Genomic DNA, 22,508 nt, shown 5'->3' with positions numbered 1-22,508 from the left:
ATGAAAAACAATAAAAATAGTTTTGGATTTAGTTTAATCGAGGTATTGATTGCCGTAGCAATCTTATCGGTGGGGCTACTCGGTGTCGCAGTATTTCAGGGTGAACTTATTAACTCAAGTGCCGAGAATAAAGCCCGAGCAGAAGCTCTCGCATTAGCACAGGCTCGCATGGAAGAGATGCGTAATTACACTGATACGGTTAGTGATGTAAGTGAGTTTAATACCCTGTTCACCGCCACGACCGGATTTGCCAATACCTCCTCTCACAATGGTGTGCATGCGGTATTTTCCCGTCAGGAAAGTATTGCTCAGGCGAGTGAGACCAAGCAAATTGCTATTAAAGTGAGCTGGGAAAATGGTACAGGTGTTTCCGAAGAGGTCATTATTCAAAGTGAGCTCGGCTTTAAATCGCCAGCATTAGTCGGGGAATTGGATGACTATGATGCCAATGGTCCTATGGTTCGTTCGGCAACGGGACGAGCAGAGCTTGGTGAAGGTGAGGTTTTGGCGACGGATTCGGTGGATCTGGCAGCCAATGGCGATTTGACCGGTTTATTGGATCGTGGCGACGGCGATTTACGATTAACCAATGGTGATCAAACCGGGGACGATGTGGTTTTAACCCTGAAAGATGCCTGTGAATTAGATACCAATGGTGATCGAACCGATCTCCCTTGCACTGGTTTCGTAGAAATTTCCGGCCGCGTGTACATTGATACCGCAACTCAAAGTAAAGTTGCGCCCGGGGATATCTATGTAAAAGCATCAGATGCTGCCTATTGTCAGCGCTATTACTACGACGGCAGTGGCAAGGTTGCAGTCGTAGACTCTGAAACAACTTCAGCACATATTACCGCTAACAGTGATTACAAATATTATGAATATACCTGTTATCTCGGCGGCGGTTGGCACGGTAACATCGGATTAGTCTTAGAAGGAGGCATTAGCCGTAATGATAAGGTCTGTATGGGTGACCCGACATCAGTAAACCCATGGGAAGATACGGAAATAGCCGGGCGTCGAGTTTACCGGGGTATGGCATATGATTTTACCGATGACACCAATACCACCAAATTAAGAGATGCCAATGGCGACATCATTTATTACTCCATCGGCGTGGCTGATGCACTAATTTTGCCACCAGAAGGTGGTGCTGGCCATGACTTCATACTTTCGGGCATGGGGCCTGGTGACAATGATGGTGACCTTTGCACCAGTGAAGGCATCATGGTTAGAACCGATGCTACCGTGGGGGGGATCCCTGGCGGATTGTTTACAGGCATGCCGAACGATTTCTTTTGTCTGAATACCAACTCCGCTTATGTCGATCAGTTAAAACTTGATACGTTCGGCTACGCGATTGACAACTTCTGCCCATTTGATCCTTCAGATCCGCCGTCAGAGCGTCATATATTGCAAGGTGTTGTTAATTTAACTGCTGATAGCTTCTGGGAAGATAATTTGTATCGAACCGGGGTAAATACATCCGATGGTTTAGGTAATTGCCGGAGAAATTACTGGACGAAAACCGATAATGTATACAGCTTGTATTATGAGTGCGATATTTATGATTGGGGCAATGGTTGGACAGGTTTTGTTCAGATCACACCAGATACATCCGTATTCTCGTGTTCGACGTTAAAGCAAAATTTCGCCGATGTAACAGGCGATCAGACCATTTCTGAGTTTAACTGTGCTAATGACGATACAGGTAAAGGAACGGTTACCATCAAAGGTAATATCACCCAAACGGCGGGTAACGTCGGAGCAATAACAATTTCAGATGCTTCAGGCAGTTGTTTGACTAGCTCCGATGGAAGCAGTTATTCTTGCACTAGTGCGGAATTCGATTCTGTGCTTCAGTGGAGCGGCGATGTGATGTATTCGGCGGCGAAAAACAAGAATCAAGTCTGTATCGGCGCTGTTAGTGGCGCAACACCAACAACAAATATTAGTGGTAAATCTGCGACTATCGGATTCACTAATGTGAATAGTGGTACTATCTACGTGGATATCACCATTGGTGACAACAAAAGTTGTTAGGGAAGGAGACGTTAACAATGAAAAATAATCAAAAGGGCTTCACTCTCATTGAGTTGATGATGGTTGTAGCGATTATCAGTATTCTTAGCATACTGGTATATCCTGCATATCAGGACTCAGTCAGAAAAGCCCGACGCAGTGACGCCCATACAGGCATGATGTCGTTAATGCTGGCGCAGCAGAAAATGCGAGGCAATTGTCCGTTTTATGCACAGGCTTTTGGCAGTGCAAACAGCTGCGGTGTGTCGGGCAGTGCCAGCACGGTAAAAGGCAGTAGCACGAGTCAGGAAGGCTACTATTCTTTTGCATTAAGCAATGCCAGCGGCAATAGCTATACCATTACTGCCTCGGCTCTCGGAGCTCAGGCTAGTGATGCCGGCTGTACTAGCATCACGTTGACCGTAAATGCCAGCAATCCTAAAGGCCTCAAGGCCCCAACAGACTGCTGGTAACAAGCAACCCATTTCTTAAAGGCCCATCTACGGGCCTTTTTTATTGTCTTTACAAATAATCTTTTTTACTTCTTTCTGATAACTTTTAGCTAAGAATCCTTATCTCACCGTTACCGCTCGTTAACGTCTACCGTACCTAACTTTGCCGTGCCTATCTTTGCGGTCAATACAAGCGTCAATACGAGCATTGTTAATAAAATCATTGCGATAGCTGAAGTAACAATGGTAGTCTAAAAAGTAGACAGTGAGCAGTCGTCGTTTTTATCCTAATAAAAATGTAAATGGATCAGCAATTATTCTGAGAGAGTAATTGCAAAATACACTGGATGTAACCCTTATAAAGGGATAGGTAAAATGGCTAATAACCCCCACTTTTTAGTCGCTCAAACACCGCTTTCTGAATCCTTGGGCGACAGAAACGTTTCTCCCATGGCTGTGCTAAATCAACACAGTTTTAAGAAGGGCGTATTTATACGTGGCTTCAGTATTATCGAATTAATGGTTACCTTAGCGATCATTTCATTATTAGCTTTGGTTGCCGTGCCTTCCTTTGTTAAAAGTTTTCAAGCCAGAAACCTGGTGGCAGCTACCGAAGATTTGTACGGTTATCTGCAGCAGGCTCGCGTTGAATCCTTGTCCAGGTCAAAACCTATATATTTGAACTTATCGGGTCTGGGTACCACTGAATGGGCTTATGGCCTGAATCTCGAGTCTACCTGTAACCCTGAAATTGTAAGCAATCAGGAGCCTTTCGCCTGTGTATTAATGGTTGATAATGGTGATGATAATTTTAATGCGGTTGATGACAATGTGCTAAGCCGAATGGATGCCAGCCAGTATCGAGATATCAGTCTCTCTGGCTCTACAGCTTCTGTTTCCTTTGACCCGGTTCGTGGCACCGTCAGTGAAAACCTGGTTATCACGTTTTTCAATGAAGACCAGCAAAGTACAAAAATAACCTTGTCGAGAATCGGCAATATCAGCATCTGTTCGAATCAACTTGCGGATTATCAGGAATGCAAGGGATGAGTATGGGACGCCAACGGGGATTTAGTTTAGTCGACCTTATGTTGTCCATGGTGTTAGGGGTATTTATCCTTGGCGGTGTTGTAAGCGTTTATGTGAGTACTGTTAAATCAAGCTCTGACACGTTGAAATCAAGCAAACTCAATACACAGTTACTGGCCATTATGTCGATAATGAGCAACGACATCCGACGCGCTGGCTACTGGGCAAACTTTGATTCTGATCCAAGCATTAATCCCTTTAATCAAAAAAATGATTCGGCGCTCGAAGTTATTGATAGTCTGGCTGCCAACACCATCATCGCGAGTAATACCAATGCCGGTGGTGAATGTATTGTGTTCTCCTACGATCAAAATGAAAACGGCGTTCTCGACGCCGATAGTGAATATTTTGGTTATCGTTTGCGGTCAGGGGCCGTACAGATGCGCGTCAACGGAACCGTATCTGCTGGTGACGATTGCAGTGATGGTGTCTGGCAGGATGTTAGTGACAGTGATTTATACGTCATTACCTCACTGACCTTTAATCCAAAAAATTCTCAATGTGTCGACTCTAGTGAACCGAATAGGGTCGATGATGATGGTGCAAACGGAGAAGATGATGATGCGGAAGCGGATTGTTATCTGCATATCCCGGCATCAGGCAGTAACGAAACGACGGTAGAAACCCGTGAGATTGAAATCACACTTGCGGCAGTACTTGTAAACGATAGTGACGTATCCATGGAAATTACCCAAAGCGTAAGGGTTCGCAACGATTTGATTAGGGTGAGGTAAGGATGAAAGGATTGTATCTTAAAAAACATAAAAGCAAGCAACGGGGGATGGCGGTGTTAGTCATGTCCATCGTGCTGATGATTTTGGTTTCCATGGTATCTATTTACCTGGCGCGCGCGGTTTTGTTTGAACAGAAAATTGTAAACAACGACTTTCGTGGTAAGGCAACATTCGAAGCTGCTGAAGCGGGTTTAGCGATTGCCTTGGAATACCTTGCCGATGGTATCGATCGAGATAATGATGGCATTATCGATCCGGTTTTTGACAGTAATTCCGATGGCATTGGTGATTCTGCATCTGGGACGGTTGGGACAGCAAACGTGACAGTGTCAGTTACCGATATAACCACTGGTGAACTGTCCTCATTGCGGGTTGTATCTCAGGCCGTCAGTGATGATCAGTCATCAACCAAGACAGTTACTGTCACCATGCAGTCACTAGACCCTTTACCAAACCACCCGGACAACCCTCTCACGACGCGCTCATCACTTGATGTAAATGGTTCTGCCACGATTCATAACCCAGAGGGGCATTCAACGATTTGGAGTGGCGGGGACGTTGATATTGGTTCTAATAACTCAACCGCAACCTATGTTGCTGATCCTACCGACCCAAACTATCCCGCTTGCATGGATGTGCCAAGAGCTTGTCAGGAAATTCAAACCTCAAATAAAGAAACCGTGGGTTTGGACATTCTCGAACATGACAGCGATTTGGCCAACCTCTCACCAGCGGGGATATTTGAAAACTTTTTTGGGATGACGCCGGAAGCTTACAAGGAAATGATGGCTACGGTTATTGTCGATCCCGCAAACCCTGCTGAAACTAGAGAATGCCCCGCCAATACCTATGCAGGCTGTGTGGAAAATGCCATGAACAAGGTTATTTGGTACGAAGGTAATCTTGAGATTAATGGCGGTACCGTTGGTTGCAGAAGTGCTGTCAATGGCTCCAATGTCTGTTCCAGTGCTGACGAGGCACCGTCAATTTTAATCATTAATGGTGATGTTGAATTTAAAGGCTCACCGCATTTTTATGGGGTGGTTTTCATCATGGGAACCGCAAACGCTTCAGGTAATTCCACCTTTCACGGGGCGGTCATATCTGCGGGTTCATTCAATAGCACTTCCGGGAGCCTTGATATTCACTTCAATACAGGCTTGTTGCAAAAAACTCGACAGGGCGGTCCGCGCACGGTCGCAGCTGGTACGTGGAAGGATTTCTAGGAGATAGCATGAAGACTTATAAAGGATTTGGGCTGGTAGAAGTATTAATCGCTCTGGCAATACTCGCGGTGGGATTGCTGGCGGTTGGTATTTTTCACTCCGATGTTATTGAGCAAAGCAATGGTAATAAAGCCAAGGCAGAAGCGATCGCAATCGCCCAGCAACGTATTGAAGAAATGCGTAATTATACCGGACAGGCAAGCGACATCGATGAATTTAATAGCCTATTTACGATAACCACGGGATACACCAATAACAAAACGGTAAATGGCAATAACGCGACATTTACTCGAAGTGAGAGTATCAGCCAAACTGGCGATACCAAAAAAGTTGCACTCATGGTTAGCTGGCAAAATAGCCAGGGGGATACAGAGCAGGTTGTGTTGGAATCGGAACTAGGATTTGGCTCTGCTGCATTGTCTGGCCAACTTGGGATGGATTTAGGCAGTGACCCCTTGGTCCGCTCTGCGACAGGCCGGGCCATCCTTGGTGCCGGCCAGGTAGAAGCGGGCGATACCATTGATATGTCTAGTAACGGAGATATGACTGGTCTTTTAGACAGGGGCGATGGTGATTTACGATTGACCAATGGCGAGGAAGAAGGTTCTGATGTGGTTTTAACCTTGGAAGATGCCTGTGAACTCGACGACAATGAGCAAAGAACAACCTTGCCCTGTACCGGATTTGTTGAAATTTCCGGAAAAGTTTACATCGACACGACCACGCAAAAGTCGCTAAAACCCGGCGAAGTTTACATCAAGGCTTCCGATGCCGCTTATTGTCAGCGCTATTACATGGGCGTAGATGAGTTAGGCAAGGCTAAGCCGGTACAAATTGATGAATCTACAACCACTACCATGCTAACCAGTAATGGTGATTATCATTATTTTGATTACACCTGTTATCTGGGCGGCGGCTGGCACGGTAATATTGGCGTCATGTTAGCAAGTGGTATCAGCCAACGAGATAAAATTTGTCAGGGCGACCCTACCTCATTGAATGCCTTTGAAGATCCAAGAATAGCGGCTCGTCGAGTATATAGAGGCATGGCTTATGCCATGTCAGGTGACAGCCCAATAACCGACTTAAGCGGCGATACCGTTTATTATTCGGTCGGGGTATCTGATGCATTAAAGCTACCGCAACCTGGCGAGGCTTCCCACGATTTTGTAATTTCGGATATGTCACCAGGAAGTAATGAAGGTGAGCTGTGTATTCTGGAAAATATCATGGTTCGAACCGATAGCTATATCGATGGTGAAGCGGGCAAGCTTTTCCAAGGTGTACCCACGGACTTCTTTTGCTTAAACACGGACTCAAGTTTTGTCGATTCCACCAAAATGAATACCTTTGGTTACTCGATGGATGCATATTGCCCATTTGATCCCAGTGACCCCCCATCCAGTCGCCATGAAGTGTCCTTTGTTGCCAATATTGATACCTCGTTTCTAATCGCTAAATTTAGTCCCTACGCCAACACCTCCGATGGCGCAGACAATTGCCGCTTTCAAGGTGTGTCAGCATTAATTGGTGGCTATCAGCTTACCTATACCTGCGATGTTTACGATTGGGGCAATGGTTGGGATGGTTATGTCGAGTTTGCCGATAATGCCGAAGTTTTTCAGTGTGATAGGAACAGACAGGTTTTAACCGGTATTAGCTCAGATTCGATAATAGACAGCTTTAACTGCAAGGCCATTGATTATTCCGTTTATGGTGAGGTAGTGTTCTCCGGTAGCATAACCAAAGACGTGAATTTTGATTTATTGAGCGCGGCATTCTCTGACGTTAGTCTTGGTTCTTGTTCTTTAGCGGCGGATTTTAGCACCTATACCTGTCGTACCAGCCCGATTGATATGAGTACAAGCTTTACGGGCAATTTGGCGATTAAAATAATTTCTGGTGGCGGAGGCAATCAGCCAAAGGTTTGCCTTAACGACATGAGCTCGGTTACCGCGGTTGCCGACGATGTAGTGGTAAATGTCAACAAAGGGGACACAGCAGTCAGCCTAACATCAGTTCCTGCTGGCGAGTACAACTTTGATATGCATGTAATTGCTCATAACGGCAGCTGTACTTAGTGATACAAAATAACGCCACAAAAAAGCCGCATTTGATGCGGCTTTTTCTTTGCTTAACCTGTAAGCGGTTAATCATAGATAGTTGGAATGGGTTGACGCTTGTGTTGGGTTTTTAAATAGATATCGATTAGCTTTTTGCTGACTGAATCGTCAACCGGCTTACCTTCAAGAAAATCATCGATATTGTCGTATGTGAGGCCAAGAGCATCTTCATCCTTTTTACCCGGTTCCAGCTCTTCTAAATCTGCAGTCGGTGCTTTATGGATTAATTTTTCAGGAGCACCCAACGCCGCGGCTAGCTGTCTAACCTGGCGCTTGTTTAAACCGAACAATGGAATTATGTCACAAGCACCATCCCCCCACTTGGTGAAAAAGCCTGTTATGTTTTCAGCGCTGTGATCAGTACCTATCACTAAGCCACCGAGAATGCCTGCCAGATGATATTGCATCACCATTCGGGTTCTGGCTTTGACATTACCTTTGGAAAAATCAAGACGATGGTTATCCGCCGTCAATAATCCGCTTTGCTCTAACACGGTTACCGCTTCTTCATGAATGCCTTCGGCACCTGCCATGATATTAGTGCTCAAGGTTTCACTTGGCTTTATGAAAGACAGTGCTAGCTGGGCATCATCTTCGTCTGCCTGAACGTTGTATGGTAATCGCACAGCGATAAATTTGTAACCACCACCGTGTTCTTCATTTAATTCATTTATCGCAAGTTGCGCTAAGCGTCCACAAGTCGAAGAGTCTATGCCACCGCTAATGCCAAGGAACAGATGTTTCAATCCGGATTTAACTAATTGCTCTTTAATAAAATTGACGCGACGCGTAATTTCAAATTGTACGTCGATTTCGGGCAATACCTTCATTTCATCAATGATTGCCTGGCGATTCATGATAGACCTCAAAACAGCGTTGAAAAAAAGCTAGTTTATCAATGTTATCCGTTGCTGACTACAAGCAGAATACAATTAACGGGCAGAGCAATTAGCAGCGTCATCATTGCCGCTACTTTCAAGATCATTATTCTTACAGGCCTGGATCCATTGTTCGCAATTATCAATGTCATCGGCTTCACATTTCGCAGCGATGCAAAAGCCTTTTGGATCCTGTTCAGTGCATTCAACGATGCGAATGCCAGTGACCATATCTTTATCGAAATTAAAGTCATCCTGTTTGCGATCACTGCTTTGGAAATAACTGCACGAAGCCATAAGGATACACATTGGCAACAGTAAAAAACGCATATGATTCATAGTGAAACCTCTATATCGTAAAAAGGGCCCGGATGTCATTCGAACCCGGTTAGGTTTGTTTAACTAATACTTAGTTTAGGCGAGAATTGCGACAATCCAGGAAAGCTTCTAATACCAATCCCACTAAGTTTGTGCACAACTCAGAGTTAGGGCCGAGGTTCAGTTACAACATAGATTTTATTGATATAGTCATTCTATATTAATGAAATATAGGGCAGTAAATGGGCCTCTCACTAACTCCCTACGGGTGAGTTTTAAAGGCGTTTATCCTGCGTTACTGATTTTGACAATGGAATAACCATTCTCTGCAATCAAAGCCTTGTCTAAAAGCCTTTAAATTCTCACTGAGTGAGCAATAATTTAATGGGATTGGTATAACAGCTTCTAAAGAAAGTCGAAGGTGATCATGATATTCGAACTTTACCTTGGTAACATTTGCGGATAATCTTTAGCAAAAGTATGTTGGCAAATAGCAAGGAACTACGATGAAGAAAATTGAAGCGATTATTAAGCCGTTTAAAATGGATGATGTCAGAGAGGCGCTTGCGGCGGTAAATATTACCGGTATGACGGTTTCTGAAGTGCGCGGATTTGGTCGTCAAAAAGGCCATACAGAATTATACCGCGGTGCAGAGTACATGGTTGATTTTTTGCCTAAGGTAAAACTTGAAATCGTCGTCAGTGAAGAAGATGCACAGCGTTGTATTGAAGCCATTATTGAAACCGCACAAACTGGCAAGATTGGCGATGGTAAAATCTTTGTTACTGATATCGAGCGAGTAATCCGCATTCGTACCGGAGAAGAAGGTCAGTCTGCTATCTAATCGCGAATAGATCGGTTCAGAATAACAAAAAGCCGGCATTGCCGGCTTTTTTACGTTAAGTCTTTAAGTATTACAAACTACTGACGAAAGGATTGTCTGGGTAGTTGAGTGCTAGCACCTGTTTGGCGTTGCGCTCCAGATCCGTCAGACCTAGCTTTTGATAACACTCAATCATAATAACCAATGCATCTTCTACCTGGGCACTTGGCGAGAAATACTCAACAATGTAGCGACCACGATTTGCGGCAGCGGCATATGCCTGACGTTCCATAAAGAAACGAGCGGCGGCAAGTTCGTACTCAGCAAGGCGTGCCTTTATCGCTACCATGCGAGCCCGTGAATCTGCGGCATACTTGCTGTCTGGATACTGAGTCATCACCATTTTAAAGTCTTTGAATGCCTGACGTGCATGGGTCGGATCACGATCGCTGCGATCAATGCCGGCCATTTCCTGGAATAGATTCTCTTCCTGAGACAGGTTGATAAGACCGCGCATATAGTGCACATAGTCGATATTCTGATGTCCCGGGTTTAAGCGGATGAAACGGTCAACTAAGGCGATGCCCTGAGCGGTGTCACCGGTTTTGTAATAGCTGTAAATCAAGTCCAATTGCACCTGGTGCGAAACTGCGCCAAATGGGTAGCGTGAATCGATAGCGGAAAGAATGGGAATCGCTTTTTGATAAAGTCCATTATCTAATGCACTTTTGGCATCCAGATATAGAGCCTGAGCCGATTTGTCTGGTACTTTCTGTACCTCTTTTGGCGCCGAGGAACAACCTGCAACACCTACCACTAATGTTAATAATATTGTTTTTAAAGCTAACTTCTGCATAGGTTGTCTAAGACCCAGTTAAAATAATTATGAAAGCCCGACACAAAGCGGGTAAAATAAAGTTATTGCATTCTAACCCAGCTAATCTGTATTGCACAGTGCTAATTCATAGAGACCTTAATGGCTGAGAAAATACAACTTCAGGAAACCGTTCCTGAATCCTGTTTAGGTAAACGCTTAGATCAAACAATTGCGCAAATGTTCCCGGAATTTTCAAGATCCCGATTAAAAGATTGGATTTTGGCTGGAAATATCCGGGTAAATGGTGAGGTTACGACCAAGGCCAGAGAAAAAATGTATGGCGGAGAGGTAATTAACCTTGATGCGGAAATTGAAGCTGAGGTACATTTTGAGGCTCAGGATATCGATTTAAATATTGTCTATGAAGACGAACATATTCTGGTCATTAATAAACCTGCAGGCCTGGTTGTCCATCCTGGCGCAGGAAATCCAGATGGTACCGTGCTTAATGCGTTGTTGCATCATAATCCGGATCAGGAAAACCTGCCTCGCGCTGGTATCGTTCATCGCCTTGATAAAGACACCACAGGTTTGATGGTGGTTGCCAAATCTATCGCTGCGCAAACCAATCTGGTTGACGCCCTGCAACACCGCGAAATTACCCGTGAATACGAAGCTATTGCCAATGGCATCATGACCGCTGGTGGTGTGGTTGATGAGCCAATTGGTCGTCATCCGACGAAACGCACTCACATGGCAATTACCATGTCAGGACGCCCTTCGGTAACTCATTATCGTGTAGCGGAAAAATATCGGGTACATACCCGGCTAAGATTGCGCCTTGAAACCGGACGCACGCACCAGATTCGTGTCCACATGGCCCATATTACTCATCCTTTAGTCGGCGATCCTGTTTATGGCGGTCGCCCGCGTCCCCCTAAAAATGCCAGTGAAGAGCTTCGTGATTTACTCCGTAATTTTAAGCGTCAGGCCTTACATGCGGCAATGTTATCCTTGTATCACCCGATTACTGGTGAGCTAATGACCTGGCATGCCCCGGTTCCAGACGACATGCAGGAAATCGCCGATGCATTGCATTTGGACGCGCAGCAAAATAAAGTGGAAGAGTACTAACCCGGCGTTAAAGGAAATGGATTTTGTTTATCAACAATCACAATCTTGAACCGATTTTCTCGATTGCCGAATCTGGTCAGGGGAACATTGTTGCCCATAGTACCACCCGAACCGGCGGCTACAGTCAGTCGCCATTTGACTCGTTAAACTTGGGTGGTCATGTCGGTGATGATAGAGAGAGTGTTGAAAAAAATCGGCAACTGCTTAGCGAAAAATATTTTGGTGACCCCGTCCAATGGTTGAATCAGATCCATGGCGATGAGGTAGTAGAGCTAACGGCATATTCTCAATCACCATTGACGGGGGATGCGGTATATACCCGTCTTCAAAATCAACCAATAGCGATACTGACTGCCGATTGCCTGCCAATTTTGTTAGCCAGTGAAAATGGTGATGAAATTGCCGCTATCCATGCCGGTTGGCGGCCATTGGCTGCGGGCATTGTCGATAAAACTCTGGATAAGTTTGATGGCGCTCCTGAGCATATTCATGCCTGGTTAGGTCCTTGCATTGGTAACCAAAAGTTTGAAGTTGGCGCTGAGGTTCGTAAAGCGTTTCTTCAGGTAAGTCGGGAAAATGATACCTGTTTTAGCGCTGTTGCTGAGGGCAAATTTCTCGCCGATCTGCCGCAATTAGCCATAAACAATTTACAGCGATTGGGTATCCACCGTATCGCGCGAAGTCCTTACTGTACGGTTTCCAATCCTCAGTCTTTCTTCTCCTATCGTCGTGACGGCAAAACCGGGCGGATGGCCTCGGTTATCGCCATAAATGGCTAGCCCGAAGCCTGATGCTTTTCCTGCGACTTTGCAGTTTATCCTCTAAATCCCACCTAAGTTTTTATTAATCTCTCGTTAAAAACTCTTTAATCGCTCTTGAAAAAGTAGCTTTTGGTTCTTATTTAAACATTATCGAATCAATTATCCACAACAAAAATGTGGGTAAAGTAAATCTATTAAGAGGATTGATGAATGCGAGTAGATAAATTAACTCAAAAGTTTCAACAAGCATTGGCCGATGCTCAATCATTGGCCCTTGGCCATGATAATCAGTTCATTGAGCCTAGCCACTTAATGGTGGCTTTGTTAAATCAAAGTGATGGTTCGGTTGCGTCTATTTTAAAGCAATGCCAGGTAGAAGTTTCGGCATTACGCAGCCGACTGAACCAAATGCTTGCTGATCTCCCAAAAGTTGAGGGCAGTGGCGGTGATGTGCAGGTTTCAAATCAGCTTGCAACCCTATTGAACCTTTGTGACAAAGTTGCTCAAAAGCAGCAAGACAAGTTTATCTCGTCCGAGACGTTTTTATTGGCAGCGCTTGAGGACAAAGGTCCGCTGGGCGCCTTGCTTAAGTCGTCAGGTCTTAAAGAAAAACCATTAAAGCAGGCTATCGACCAGGTTCGAGGTGGTCAGAATGTCAATGATCCTAACGCTGAGGACACCCGTCAGGCTCTGGAAAAATATACGGTTAACCTAACAGAGCGCGCAGAACAGGGAAAATTAGACCCCGTCATCGGTCGTGATGAAGAGATCCGTCGCACCGTTCAGGTGCTACAGCGCAGAACTAAAAATAACCCAGTATTAATCGGTCAACCAGGTGTCGGTAAAACAGCGATAGTCGAAGGCCTGGCGCAGCGAATTATCAACGGTGAAGTGCCTGAAGGCCTTAAAAATAAACAGGTGTTGTCATTAGATATGGGGGCATTGATTGCCGGTGCTAAATATCGAGGCGAATTTGAGGAACGTTTAAAAGCGGTTCTAAATGAATTGGCTAAAGAAGAAGGGCAGGTGATCCTGTTCATTGATGAATTGCACACTATGGTTGGTGCGGGTAAAACCGATGGCGCAATGGATGCAGGCAATATGTTAAAACCTGCGTTGGCGCGGGGTGATTTGCACTGTGTCGGTGCCACGACTCTTGACGAATATCGTCAATATATCGAGAAAGATGCGGCGTTAGAGCGACGCTTCCAAAAGGTCCTGGTCGATGAGCCAAGTGTGGAAGATACCATCGCAATTTTGCGTGGATTAAAAGAGCGCTACGAGCTTCATCACAGTGTAGAAATAACCGACCCGGCAATTGTATCGGCTGCAACCCTTTCACACCGATATATCAGCGATCGGCAGTTACCAGATAAAGCCATTGATTTAATCGATGAAGCCGCGTCTAGTATTCGCATGCAGATGGATTCCAAACCGGAAGACTTAGATCGTTTAGAGCGTCGGCTTATCCAATTAAAGCTAGAGCAGAAAGTTGTTGAGAAAGAAACGGATGACGCTTCAAAAAAACGTCTTGAGCTGCTTGAACAGGAGATTAACGAAAACCAGAGTCAATATGACGAGTTGGAACAGGTCTGGAAGAATGAAAAAGCTGCTTTGTACGGCACCCAAAATGTTAAAGCCGAATTAGAACAGGCAAAGTTGGATTTTGAAGTGGCGCAACGCAGCGGTGATTTTGAGCGCATGGCCGAGCTTCAATATGGTGTTATTCCTGACCTAACTAAACAGCTGGAAAGCGCCGAACAAAATCCTGTCGTCGATATGCAGCTTTTGAAAAATAAAGTAACCGATGTTGAAATCGCCCAGGTGTTATCAAAAGCGACGGGAATTCCCGTTGCCAAAATGCTTGAAGGTGAGCGGGACAAGTTACTGCGTATGGAAGAACAAATTCAAAAACGGGTAATAGGTCAAACTCAGGCGGTAACAGCGGTTTCCAACGCCATTCGCCGTTCTCGTGCCGGATTGTCCGATCCGAATAAACCGATTGGCTCTTTTATGTTTTTAGGGCCAACCGGTGTTGGTAAAACCGAGCTAACCAAAGCTTTGGCTAATTTTATGTTTGACAGTGATGATGCACTGGTTCGAATTGATATGTCTGAGTTTATGGAGAAGCACAGTGTCGCCCGTTTGATTGGTGCACCTCCGGGCTATGTTGGTTATGAAGAAGGTGGTTATCTCACCGAAGCGGTTCGTCGTAAGCCTTATTCGGTTATATTGCTGGATGAAATTGAAAAGGCACACCCGGAAGTATTCAATATCTTATTGCAGGTGCTGGATGACGGGCGTTTAACCGATGGTCAGGGCAGAACTGTCGATTTTCGCAATACCGTAATTATTATGACATCTAACATTGGCTCTGATTTAATTCAGGAAATGGCAGCAGAATCTACGTATGAACAATTGCGTTCTACGGTCATGGCCGTTGTAGGTCAGCACTTTAAACCGGAATTCATTAACCGTATCGATGAAACCGTTGTGTTCCACCCATTAACCGCAGAGCAAATCCAGGATATTGCAACCATACAACTAGACTTGCTTGGTAAACGTCTTGAAGAACGCCAATTGAAACTTGAAGTATCTGAATCGGCATTGGCGAAAATAGCGGAGGCAGGGTTTGACCCGGTATTTGGCGCTCGTCCGTTGAAGCGTGCAATTCAACAATATGTTGAAAATCCTCTGGCACAGGAGATCCTGGCTGGTAAGTATATGCCGGGGGCGAGCATAATTGTTGATGTAAATGAAGGTGAACTGTTAATTAGATAAGGACTTATTACAATAAACATCAACTTCGTTTTCAGCTAAACGAACTTGTTGAACTTTTTCCAAAGGGGTTAGAATCCGGGTTTGACCATCTTCTTCGGTGACTTTCACCTTTGGAAAATCTTTTAAAATGCGCAAATTATTTTTCGCATTTTCACATTTCTCTTCTGCTTGACGAGCTAACTTTGCAGAGACGACTTCTGGACTGTCGTTCTGATTAATTTGCTTATCCATCAATGAAGGTTTTTCCTTACCATAAGGAGTATCGATCAACACTTCAGCATATTCATTGTCAATCGGTTCGTGTTGGCTGTAATGAACCTGTCCATTTTTATCTACCCAACGATATACGGTTACTTCTTTAGCAATTACCTGTGTGGAAAATACGCTGAATACTAATAACGACGGGATTAGTTTTTTTACTGTATCCATAGGATGATTTCTTATTTTTAAAGTTAACTATAGGCTAGCCATTGGCTAGTGCTTTCTTTATATCAAACTTTGTCTAATAATTCCAAAATCGTTAATTAAAGGCAACTTTGCGATCATAATGCCAATCACACTAAGTTTGTGCACAACTCAGAGTTAGGGCAGAGGTTCAGTTACAACATAGATTTTATTGATATAGTCATTCTATATTAATGAAATGGTATAAGTTGAATAATCCGTTAACAGGAAGTTAGCTGTGTACAGTTTTTGTTCGAACAAACATTAATTAGTTTTTTTTCTAAAAATAGGTGTTGACGCCGACCGAAAAATACATAGAATGCGCAACCACTTCCACAGGACATGTTTAGTGCAAGTCACTGACTGGCCAGGAGGGGTTTTGAAGCCAAAAACATTTCGAAAGTTAGTTTAAAATTAATTTACGAAAAGCGGTTGACATCAAAACTGGATGGCGTAGAATGCGCATCCTGCTTCGGGCAAGGCCTGCAAGCAAATGAGAGTTAAGCGAATGCGACTTAATTCTCCTTCCTATAAAGGAAGGCATCGAATGAATATTCTTCCATGAATCGATTCGATGTAAGCACATCCATGTGCAGATCTTTAACAATTAGTTATCAAGCAATTTGTGTGGGCACTCAAGTTAAGACAGTTTTACCATATAGCTCGTAAGAGCAATATAAAAGTCTTAATGATTTGTGACACATGAGTCTTTATTAATTTATTTAATATACGTTTATATGTCAGTTACCTCTTGTAGGTAACAAGTGATTCATTGAGCATGGTCCGCAAGGATAACAACTTTTTAATTGAAGAGTTTGATCATGGCTCAGATTGAACGCTGGCGGCAGGCTTAACACATGCAAGTCGAGCGGAAACGAGAAGGTGCTTGCACCTTCGGCGTCGAGCGGCGGACGGGTGAGTAATGCTTGGGAATATGCCTTAAGGTGGGGGACAACAGTTGGAAACGACTGCTAATACCGCATAATGTCTACGGACCAAAGGAGGGGATCTTCGGACCTTTCGCCTTTTGATTAGCCCAAGTGAGATTAGCTAGTTGGTGGGGTAATGGCCTACCAAGGCGACGATCTCTAGCTGGTTTGAGAGGATGATCAGCCACACTGGGACTGAGACACGGCCCAGACTCCTACGGGAGGCAGCAGTGGGGAATATTGCACAATGGGGGAAACCCTGATGCAGCCATGCCGCGTGTGTGAAGAAGGCCTTCGGGTTGTAAAGCACTTTCAGCGAGGAGGAAAGGTTAGTAGCTAATAACTGCTAGCTGTGACGTTACTCGCAGAAGAAGCACCGGCTAACTCCGTGCCAGCAGCCGCGGTAATACGGAGGGTGCGAGCGTTAATCGGAATTACTGGGCGTAAAGCGTGCGTAGGCGGTTGTATAAGCGAGATGTGAAAGCCCCGGGCTTAACCTGGGAACTGCATTTCGAACTGTATGACTAGAGTTTTGTAGAGGGTGGTGGAATTTCCAGTGTAGCGGTGAAATGCGTAGAGATTGGAAGGAACATCAGTGGCGAAGGCGGCCACCTGGACAAAAACTGACGCTGAGGCACGAAAGCGTGGGGAGCAAACAGGATTAGATACCCTGGTAGTCCACGCCGTAAACGATGTCAACTAGCTGTCTGTGGACTTGATCCGTGGGTAGCGCAGCTAACGCACTAAGTTGACCGCCTGGGGAGTACGGCCGCAAGGTTAAAACTCAAATGAATTGACGGGGGCCCGCACAAGCGGTGGAGCATGTGGTTTAATTCGATGCAACGCGAAGAACCTTACCATCCCTTGACATCCAGAGAACTTTCTAGAGATAGATTGGTGCCTTCGGGAACTCTGAGACAGGTGCTGCATGGCTGTCGTCAGCTCGTGTTGTGAAATGTTGGGTTAAGTCCCGCAACGAGCGCAACCCCTATCCTTATTTGCCAGCGCGTCATGGCGGGAACTTTAAGGAGACTGCCGGTGATAAACCGGAGGAAGGTGGGGACGACGTCAAGTCATCATGGCCCTTACGGGATGGGCTACACACGTGCTACAATGGCAGATACAGAGGGCAGCGAGACCGCGAGGTGGAGCGAATCCCACAAAGTCTGTCGTAGTCCGGATTGGAGTCTGCAACTCGACTCCATGAAGTCGGAATCGCTAGTAATCGTGGATCAGAATGCCACGGTGAATACGTTCCCGGGCCTTGTACACACCGCCCGTCACACCATGGGAGTGGGTTGCAAAAGAAGTAGCTAGTTTAACCTTCGGGGGGACGGTTACCACTTTGTGATTCATGACTGGGGTGAAGTCGTAACAAGGTAACCCTAGGGGAACCTGGGGTTGGATCACCTCCTTACCTTAAGTAAAACAACTTTCTTGAGTGTTCACACAAATTGCTTTGATAACGAATAAAGACGATGACCCTGTACGTCAGAATTATGGGGCTATAGCTCAGCTGGGAGAGCGCCTGCCTTGCACGCAGGAGGTCAGCAGTTCGATCCTGCTTAGCTCCACCATTTCACGACTTGCAGTACATAGTAGGTCTGTAGCTCAGCTGGTTAGAGCGCACCCCTGATAAGGGTGAGGTCGGTAGTTCAAGTCTACTCAGACCTACCAATTTCGATTTTCTCTGCGTTGTTTTGCCACTCGTTTATTGAAAAATAAACGTCGCGCCAAAACGCCTTGATAAAACCGAAATTACATTGTCATCAAGAAATTAAAGATAAGAGCTAAGCTTAATTGGCGAGTTTTTATCTTTAGTTTCTATCTTTAGAAACCTGTTCTTTAACAATTTGGAAAGCTGATATTAAACCCGGTGTTTATATTCAACAACTCGTGTCGCGCGAGGTGTTGGTCAAATATAAATACCAAAACGGATAACGTAAGTTATCCGGCTAATAATCTTTATGATTATTAATTCTTACTCAAGTAATCTATTAGATTGCGTTATCTCCATGGATGGGGTGTATCCTGAATTTTGTCTGGAACAAAATCAGGGAAATGTCAGACATACAACAAAGACAACAGTGCACAGAGCACAATAAGCAGTTTCTGCTCGCTGAATTCTGCCGTCTGTCGTCTTGAAGATACTTCTTCGTGAGTTTTCTTTGGGTTGTATGGTTAAGTGACTAAGCGTATGTGGTGGATGCCTTGGCAGTTAGAGGCGATGAAGGACGTGTTAATCTGCGAAAAGCTGAGTTAAGCCGATAAAAGGCGTTATAGGCTCAGATGTCCGAATGGGGAAACCCACCCGTCATCAGGCGGGTATCGTTAAGTGAATTCATAGCTTAACGAGGCGAACCGGGAGAACTGAAACATCTAAGTACCCCGAGGAAAAGAAATCAACCGAGATTTCCTTAGTAGCGGCGAGCGAACGGGAATTAGCCCTTAAGCGGTTTGTAAGTTAGTGGAATGAGCTGGAAAGCTCAGCGATACAGGGTGATAGCCCCGTACACGAAAATGAACTTACCGTGAAATCGAGTAGGTCGGGACACGAGAAATCTTGACTGAATATGGGGGGACCATCCTCCAAGGCTAAATACTCCTAACTGACCGATAGTGAACCAGTACCGTGAGGGAAAGGCGAAAAGAACCCCTGTGAGGGGAGTGAAATAGAACCTGAAACCGCATACGTACAAGCAGTGGAAGCCCCATCATCAAATGGCTTTTATGGGTTCTTTCTGTGAGAAGCTTTGCTTGCTCACTCAAAGACACACCGAAGAAATAGAACCAATTCTGCAACCTAGCAGAGTTAAAGGTTTATTTCGAATAACTCTTTATGGGTTCTTTCTGTGAGAAGCTTTGCTTGCTCACTCAAAGACACACCGAAGAAATAGAACCGATGATGGTTCAAATGACAAGAGTCATTTGAGATGGGGTGACTGCGTACCTTTTGTATAATGGGTCAGCGACTTATGTTCTGTAGCTAGGTTAACCGAATAGGGGAGCCGTAGCGAAAGCGAGTGTTAACTGCGCGTTTAGTTGCAGGGCATAGACCCGAAACCCGGCGATCTACCCATGGGCAGGTTGAAGGTTGAGTAACATCAACTGGAGGACCGAACACACGTATGTTGAAAAATGCGGTGATGACCTGTGGGTCGGAGTGAAAGGCTAATCAAGCCGGGAGATAGCTGGTTCTCCCCGAAATCTATTTAGGTAGAGCCTCGGACGAACACCATTGGGGGTAGAGCACTGTTAAGGCTAGGGGGTCATCCCGACTTACCAACCCTTTGCAAACTCCGAATACCAATGAGTGCTATCCGGGAGACACACTATGGGTGCTAACGTCCATAGTGGAAAGGGAAACAACCCAGACCGCCAGCTAAGGTCCCAAAGTCATAGTTAAGTGGGAAACGATGTGGAAAGGCATAGACAGCTAGGAGGTTGGCTTAGAAGCAGCCACCCTTTAAAGAAAGCGTAATAGCTCACTAGTCGAGTCGGTCTGCGCGGAAGATGTAACGGGGCTAAACTATGCACCGAAGCTGCGGATTGGAGCATATCACTAAAGTTATTTAAGACTTCTGTGTTTTCTTCTTTTTGATAAATGAAGAGAAAACACTCAAGCGTCCCCAAACAGTCGATGGGCTGTGCGGATAGAGATGATTTTAGGATATGCTCCAGTGGTAGGGGAGCGTTCTGTAAGCCGTTGAAGGTGAACTGAGAAGTTTGCTGGAGGTATCAGAAGTGCGAATGCTGACATGAGTAACGATAATGGGGGTGAAAAACCCCCACGCCGAAAGACCAAGGTTTCCTGTCCCATGTTAATCAGGGCAGGGTAAGTCGGCCCCTAAGGCGAGGCGGAAACGCGTAGTCGATGGGAAACAGATTAATATTTCTGTACTTCTTATAATTGCGAAGGAGGGACGGAGCAGGCTAGGCAAGCATGGCGTTGGTTGTCCATGTGAAAGTATGTAGGCTGAAGAATTAGGTAAATCCGGTTCTTCTTAAGGCTGAGATACGAGACGAGGCTCTACGGAGCTGAAGTTGTTGATGCCCTACTTCCAGGAAAAGCTTCTAAGCATCAGATTATAAGGAACCGTACCCCAAACCGACACAGGTGGTTAGGTAGAGAATACTAAGGCGCTTGAGAGAACTCGGGTGAAGGAACTAGGCAAAATAGTACCGTAACTTCGGGAGAAGGTACGCCGGCTAGGGTGATGAGACTTGCTCTCTAAGCCTCGGTCGGTCGAAGTAACCAGGTGGCTGGAACTGTTTATTAAAAACACAGCACTGTGCAAAATCGAAAGATGACGTATACGGTGTGACGCCTGCCCGGTGCCGGAAGGTTAATTGATTGGGTTAGCGCAAGCGAAGCTCATGATCGAAGCCCCGGTAAACGGCGGCCGTAACTATAACGGTCCTAAGGTAGCGAAATTCCTTGTCGGGTAAGTTCCGACCTGCACGAATGGCGTAATCATGGCCACACTGTCTCCACCCGAGACTCAGTGAAATTGAATTTGCGGTTAAGATGCCGTATACCCGCGGCTAGACGGAAAGACCCCGTGAACCTTTACTATAGCTTGACAGTGAACATTGCTCCTACATGTGTAGGATAGGTGGGAGGCTTTGAAACTTTGTCGCCAGATAGAGTGGAGCCAATCTTGAAATACCACCCTTGTATGCGTGATGTTCTAACCTAGGCCCCTAATCGGGGCTGGGGACACTGTCTGGTGGGTAGTTTGACTGGGGCGGTCTCCTCCCAAAGCGTAACGGAGGAGCACGAAGGTTGGCTAAGTACGGTCGGACATCGTACGGTTAGTGCAATGGCATAAGCCAGCTTAACTGCGAGATAGACACATCGAGCAGGTACGAAAGTAGGTCATAGTGATCCGGTGGTTCTGTATGGAAGGGCCATCGCTCAACGGATAAAAGGTACTCCGGGGATAACAGGCTGATACCGCCCAAGAGTTCATATCGACGGCGGTGTTTGGCACCTCGATGTCGGCTCATCACATCCTGGGGCTGAAGTCGGTCCCAAGGGTATGGCTGTTCGCCATTTAAAGTGGTACGCGAGCTGGGTTTAGAACGTCGTGAGACAGTTCGGTCCCTATCTGCCGTGGGCGTTTGAGAATTGAAGAGGGCTGCTCCTAGTACGAGAGGACCGGAGTGGACGAACCTCTGGTGTTCCGGTTGTCACGCCAGTGGCATTGCCGGGTAGCTATGTTCGGAACTGATAACCGCTGAAAGCATCTAAGCGGGAAGCAGGCTTTGAGATGAGTTCTCACTGGAGCTTTAAGCTCCCTAAAGGGTCGTTGGAGACTACAACGTTGATAGGTCAGGTGTGTAAGTGCTGCGAGGCATTGAGCTAACTGATACTAATTGCCCGTGAGGCTTAACCATACAACACCAAAGAAAATTGTGTTGTTTGACATGCTACGCAGTCAAATAGATAGAGTAAGAATTGAAATTAATACAGCTTTTCGAATTAAAGTTAGAAGCGTCTTGATAGCGGAGTAAACAATACTCAGAACGCATCAGGAGGCCCCGTTCGCCAACGGGGCAAAAATCTTCTAGCGTACGATTTTTGTCTAGCGACAATAGCGTTGTGGAACCACCTGATCCCATGCCGAACTCAGAAGTGAAACGCAATAGCGCCGATGGTAGTGTGGGAGTTCCCATGTGAGAGTAGGTCATCGCTAGGCTTCCAATTCAGAAAAGCCCGCTCAGTTGAGCGGGCTTTTTGCGTTTGAGGGAATCTTACGAAGGTGGATAAAATACTCCACTGTGTCGTATTTTGGGTGGAGTCTTACGAGGGTGGAGTAAACACTATTTCAGTCGCGTTTAGGTAGCTTATTCTTCAAAATGCTTTAGATTTTGACTCACTCTTATTCAACAGTAACAAAATACTCCACTGCGTCGTATCTTGGGTGGAGTCTGGCGATGTTGGAGTAAGCACTATGTCAGTCGTGTTTATGT

14 protein-coding genes, 2 tRNA genes and 3 rRNA genes are annotated in these 22,508 nt (G+C 45.5%); 15 read left to right on the top strand and 4 right to left on the bottom strand.

Translation table 11 applies throughout. The annotated features are described in order from the left end of the window. The 6 genes from FNC98_RS12230 to FNC98_RS12205 all read left to right on the top strand — a co-directional run bounded on the left by FNC98_RS12230 (position 1) and on the right by FNC98_RS12205 (position 7,604). Positions 1-2,043, top strand: coding sequence for a prepilin-type N-terminal cleavage/methylation domain-containing protein (locus FNC98_RS12230; protein ID WP_143581502.1), 2,043 nt, complete (start codon positions 1-3; stop codon positions 2,041-2,043). Between the two features lie 17 nt (positions 2,044-2,060). After that, on the top strand, positions 2,061-2,495 hold the full coding sequence (locus FNC98_RS12225; RefSeq protein ID WP_143581501.1) for a type IV pilin protein: 435 nt from the start codon (positions 2,061-2,063) through the stop codon (positions 2,493-2,495). 354 nt (positions 2,496-2,849) lie between these two features. After that, a complete protein-coding gene (locus FNC98_RS12220) occupies positions 2,850-3,524 on the top strand; it encodes a Tfp pilus assembly protein FimT/FimU (protein ID WP_143581500.1) in 675 nt (224 codons plus the stop codon). After that, positions 3,512-4,297 carry a hypothetical protein gene (locus FNC98_RS12215; RefSeq protein WP_143581499.1) on the top strand — a complete coding sequence of 262 codons (786 nt, stop codon included), beginning with the start codon at positions 3,512-3,514 and terminating at the stop codon, positions 4,295-4,297. The genes FNC98_RS12220 and FNC98_RS12215 overlap by 13 nt, the downstream gene beginning before the upstream one ends. A 2-nt stretch (positions 4,298-4,299) precedes the next feature. Next, a complete protein-coding gene (locus tag FNC98_RS12210; RefSeq protein WP_143581498.1) occupies positions 4,300-5,523 on the top strand; it encodes a PilX N-terminal domain-containing pilus assembly protein in 1,224 nt (407 codons plus the stop codon). An 8-nt stretch (positions 5,524-5,531) separates the two neighbouring features. After that, positions 5,532-7,604: a prepilin-type N-terminal cleavage/methylation domain-containing protein gene (locus tag FNC98_RS12205; protein ID WP_143581497.1), complete on the top strand. Its 2,073-nt coding sequence runs from the start codon at positions 5,532-5,534 to the stop codon at positions 7,602-7,604. Positions 7,605-7,672: 68 nt separating this feature from the next. Here FNC98_RS12205 and nadE read toward each other — a convergent pair whose 3' ends face one another. Together nadE and FNC98_RS12195 are read right to left on the bottom strand one after the other, a co-directional pair. Then, the gene (gene nadE / locus FNC98_RS12200; protein ID WP_143581496.1) at positions 7,673-8,503 is read right to left on the bottom strand and encodes an ammonia-dependent NAD(+) synthetase; all 831 of its coding nucleotides are present in this window, start codon (positions 8,501-8,503) and stop codon (positions 7,673-7,675) included. Between the two features lie 75 nt (positions 8,504-8,578). After that, the gene (locus FNC98_RS12195; RefSeq protein WP_143581495.1) at positions 8,579-8,863 is read right to left on the bottom strand and encodes a hypothetical protein; all 285 of its coding nucleotides are present in this window, start codon (positions 8,861-8,863) and stop codon (positions 8,579-8,581) included. A 485-nt stretch (positions 8,864-9,348) separates the two neighbouring features. Between FNC98_RS12195 and FNC98_RS12190 the strand changes: the two genes are divergently transcribed. Beyond that, on the top strand, positions 9,349-9,687 hold the full coding sequence (locus FNC98_RS12190; protein WP_143581494.1) for a P-II family nitrogen regulator: 339 nt from the start codon (positions 9,349-9,351) through the stop codon (positions 9,685-9,687). A 70-nt stretch (positions 9,688-9,757) separates the two neighbouring features. Here the strand turns inward: FNC98_RS12190 and FNC98_RS12185 are convergent, their stop codons facing one another. Then, entirely contained in the window at positions 9,758-10,522 is a 765-nt protein-coding gene (locus FNC98_RS12185; RefSeq protein WP_143581493.1) for an outer membrane protein assembly factor BamD, read from the bottom strand. A gap of 120 nt (positions 10,523-10,642) precedes the next feature. On the opposite strand from FNC98_RS12185, the gene rluD reads away from it, so the two are divergent. The 3 genes from rluD to clpB all read left to right on the top strand — a co-directional run bounded on the left by rluD (position 10,643) and on the right by clpB (position 15,159). Beyond that, the gene (rluD, locus tag FNC98_RS12180; protein ID WP_143581492.1) at positions 10,643-11,617 is read left to right on the top strand and encodes a 23S rRNA pseudouridine(1911/1915/1917) synthase RluD; all 975 of its coding nucleotides are present in this window, start codon (positions 10,643-10,645) and stop codon (positions 11,615-11,617) included. Between the two features lie 53 nt (positions 11,618-11,670). Next, a complete protein-coding gene (gene pgeF, locus FNC98_RS12175; RefSeq protein WP_144035553.1) occupies positions 11,671-12,396 on the top strand; it encodes a peptidoglycan editing factor PgeF in 726 nt (241 codons plus the stop codon). Positions 12,397-12,588: 192 nt separating this feature from the next. Continuing rightward, on the top strand, positions 12,589-15,159 hold the full coding sequence (gene clpB, locus FNC98_RS12170) for an ATP-dependent chaperone ClpB (protein WP_143581491.1): 2,571 nt from the start codon (positions 12,589-12,591) through the stop codon (positions 15,157-15,159). On the opposite strand, the gene FNC98_RS12165 is transcribed toward clpB, so the two are convergent. Next, positions 15,148-15,588, bottom strand: a complete 441-nt coding sequence (locus FNC98_RS12165; RefSeq protein WP_143581490.1) for a DUF4124 domain-containing protein — start codon at positions 15,586-15,588, stop codon at positions 15,148-15,150. The two genes, clpB and FNC98_RS12165, sit on opposite strands and share 12 nt — an antisense overlap. An 818-nt stretch (positions 15,589-16,406) precedes the next feature. Between FNC98_RS12165 and FNC98_RS12160 the strand changes: the two genes are divergently transcribed. The 5 genes from FNC98_RS12160 to rrf all read left to right on the top strand — a co-directional run bounded on the left by FNC98_RS12160 (position 16,407) and on the right by rrf (position 22,234). Beyond that, positions 16,407-17,949, top strand: a 16S ribosomal RNA gene (locus FNC98_RS12160). 84 nt (positions 17,950-18,033) lie between these two features. Further along, positions 18,034-18,109: transfer RNA gene (locus FNC98_RS12155), tRNA-Ala, on the top strand. Positions 18,110-18,132: 23 nt separating this feature from the next. Continuing rightward, a tRNA-Ile gene (locus tag FNC98_RS12150) sits at positions 18,133-18,209 on the top strand. 502 nt (positions 18,210-18,711) lie between these two features. Continuing rightward, positions 18,712-21,932: ribosomal RNA gene (locus FNC98_RS12145) — 23S ribosomal RNA — on the top strand. 187 nt (positions 21,933-22,119) lie between these two features. Next, positions 22,120-22,234 (top strand): 5S ribosomal RNA (gene rrf, locus FNC98_RS12140). The 16S, 23S and 5S rRNA genes sit together here with 2 tRNA genes alongside, the layout of an rRNA operon. Positions 22,235-22,508 lie beyond the last annotated feature (274 nt).

Origin of the sequence: Thalassotalea sp. PS06 (assembly GCF_007197775.1) — a bacterium.
Taxonomy (GTDB): Bacteria; Pseudomonadota; Gammaproteobacteria; order Enterobacterales; family Alteromonadaceae; genus Thalassotalea_A.
Note: the sequence above shows the minus strand (reverse complement) of the source record. Positions and strands in the feature narration are given on the sequence as shown.

Excerpts from the sequence above, each read along its gene's own strand:
- nadE (WP_143581496.1), bottom strand. The coding sequence starts at position 8,503 with ATGAATCGCCAGGCAATCATTGATGAAATGAAGGTATTGCCCGAAATC.
- FNC98_RS12185 (WP_143581493.1), bottom strand. The coding sequence starts at position 10,522 with ATGCAGAAGTTAGCTTTAAAAACAATATTATTAACATTAGTGGTAGGT.
- FNC98_RS12220 (WP_143581500.1), top strand. The coding sequence starts at position 2,850 with ATGGCTAATAACCCCCACTTTTTAGTCGCTCAAACACCGCTTTCTGAA.
- FNC98_RS12210 (WP_143581498.1), top strand. The coding sequence starts at position 4,300 with ATGAAAGGATTGTATCTTAAAAAACATAAAAGCAAGCAACGGGGGATG.
- FNC98_RS12205 (WP_143581497.1), top strand. The coding sequence starts at position 5,532 with ATGAAGACTTATAAAGGATTTGGGCTGGTAGAAGTATTAATCGCTCTG.
- rluD (WP_143581492.1), top strand. The coding sequence starts at position 10,643 with ATGGCTGAGAAAATACAACTTCAGGAAACCGTTCCTGAATCCTGTTTA.
- FNC98_RS12230 (WP_143581502.1), top strand. The coding sequence starts at position 1 with ATGAAAAACAATAAAAATAGTTTTGGATTTAGTTTAATCGAGGTATTG.
- FNC98_RS12195 (WP_143581495.1), bottom strand. The coding sequence starts at position 8,863 with ATGAATCATATGCGTTTTTTACTGTTGCCAATGTGTATCCTTATGGCT.
- FNC98_RS12165 (WP_143581490.1), bottom strand. The coding sequence starts at position 15,588 with ATGGATACAGTAAAAAAACTAATCCCGTCGTTATTAGTATTCAGCGTA.
- clpB (WP_143581491.1), top strand. The coding sequence starts at position 12,589 with ATGCGAGTAGATAAATTAACTCAAAAGTTTCAACAAGCATTGGCCGAT.
- FNC98_RS12190 (WP_143581494.1), top strand. The coding sequence starts at position 9,349 with ATGAAGAAAATTGAAGCGATTATTAAGCCGTTTAAAATGGATGATGTC.
- FNC98_RS12225 (WP_143581501.1), top strand. The coding sequence starts at position 2,061 with ATGAAAAATAATCAAAAGGGCTTCACTCTCATTGAGTTGATGATGGTT.
- FNC98_RS12215 (WP_143581499.1), top strand. The coding sequence starts at position 3,512 with ATGCAAGGGATGAGTATGGGACGCCAACGGGGATTTAGTTTAGTCGAC.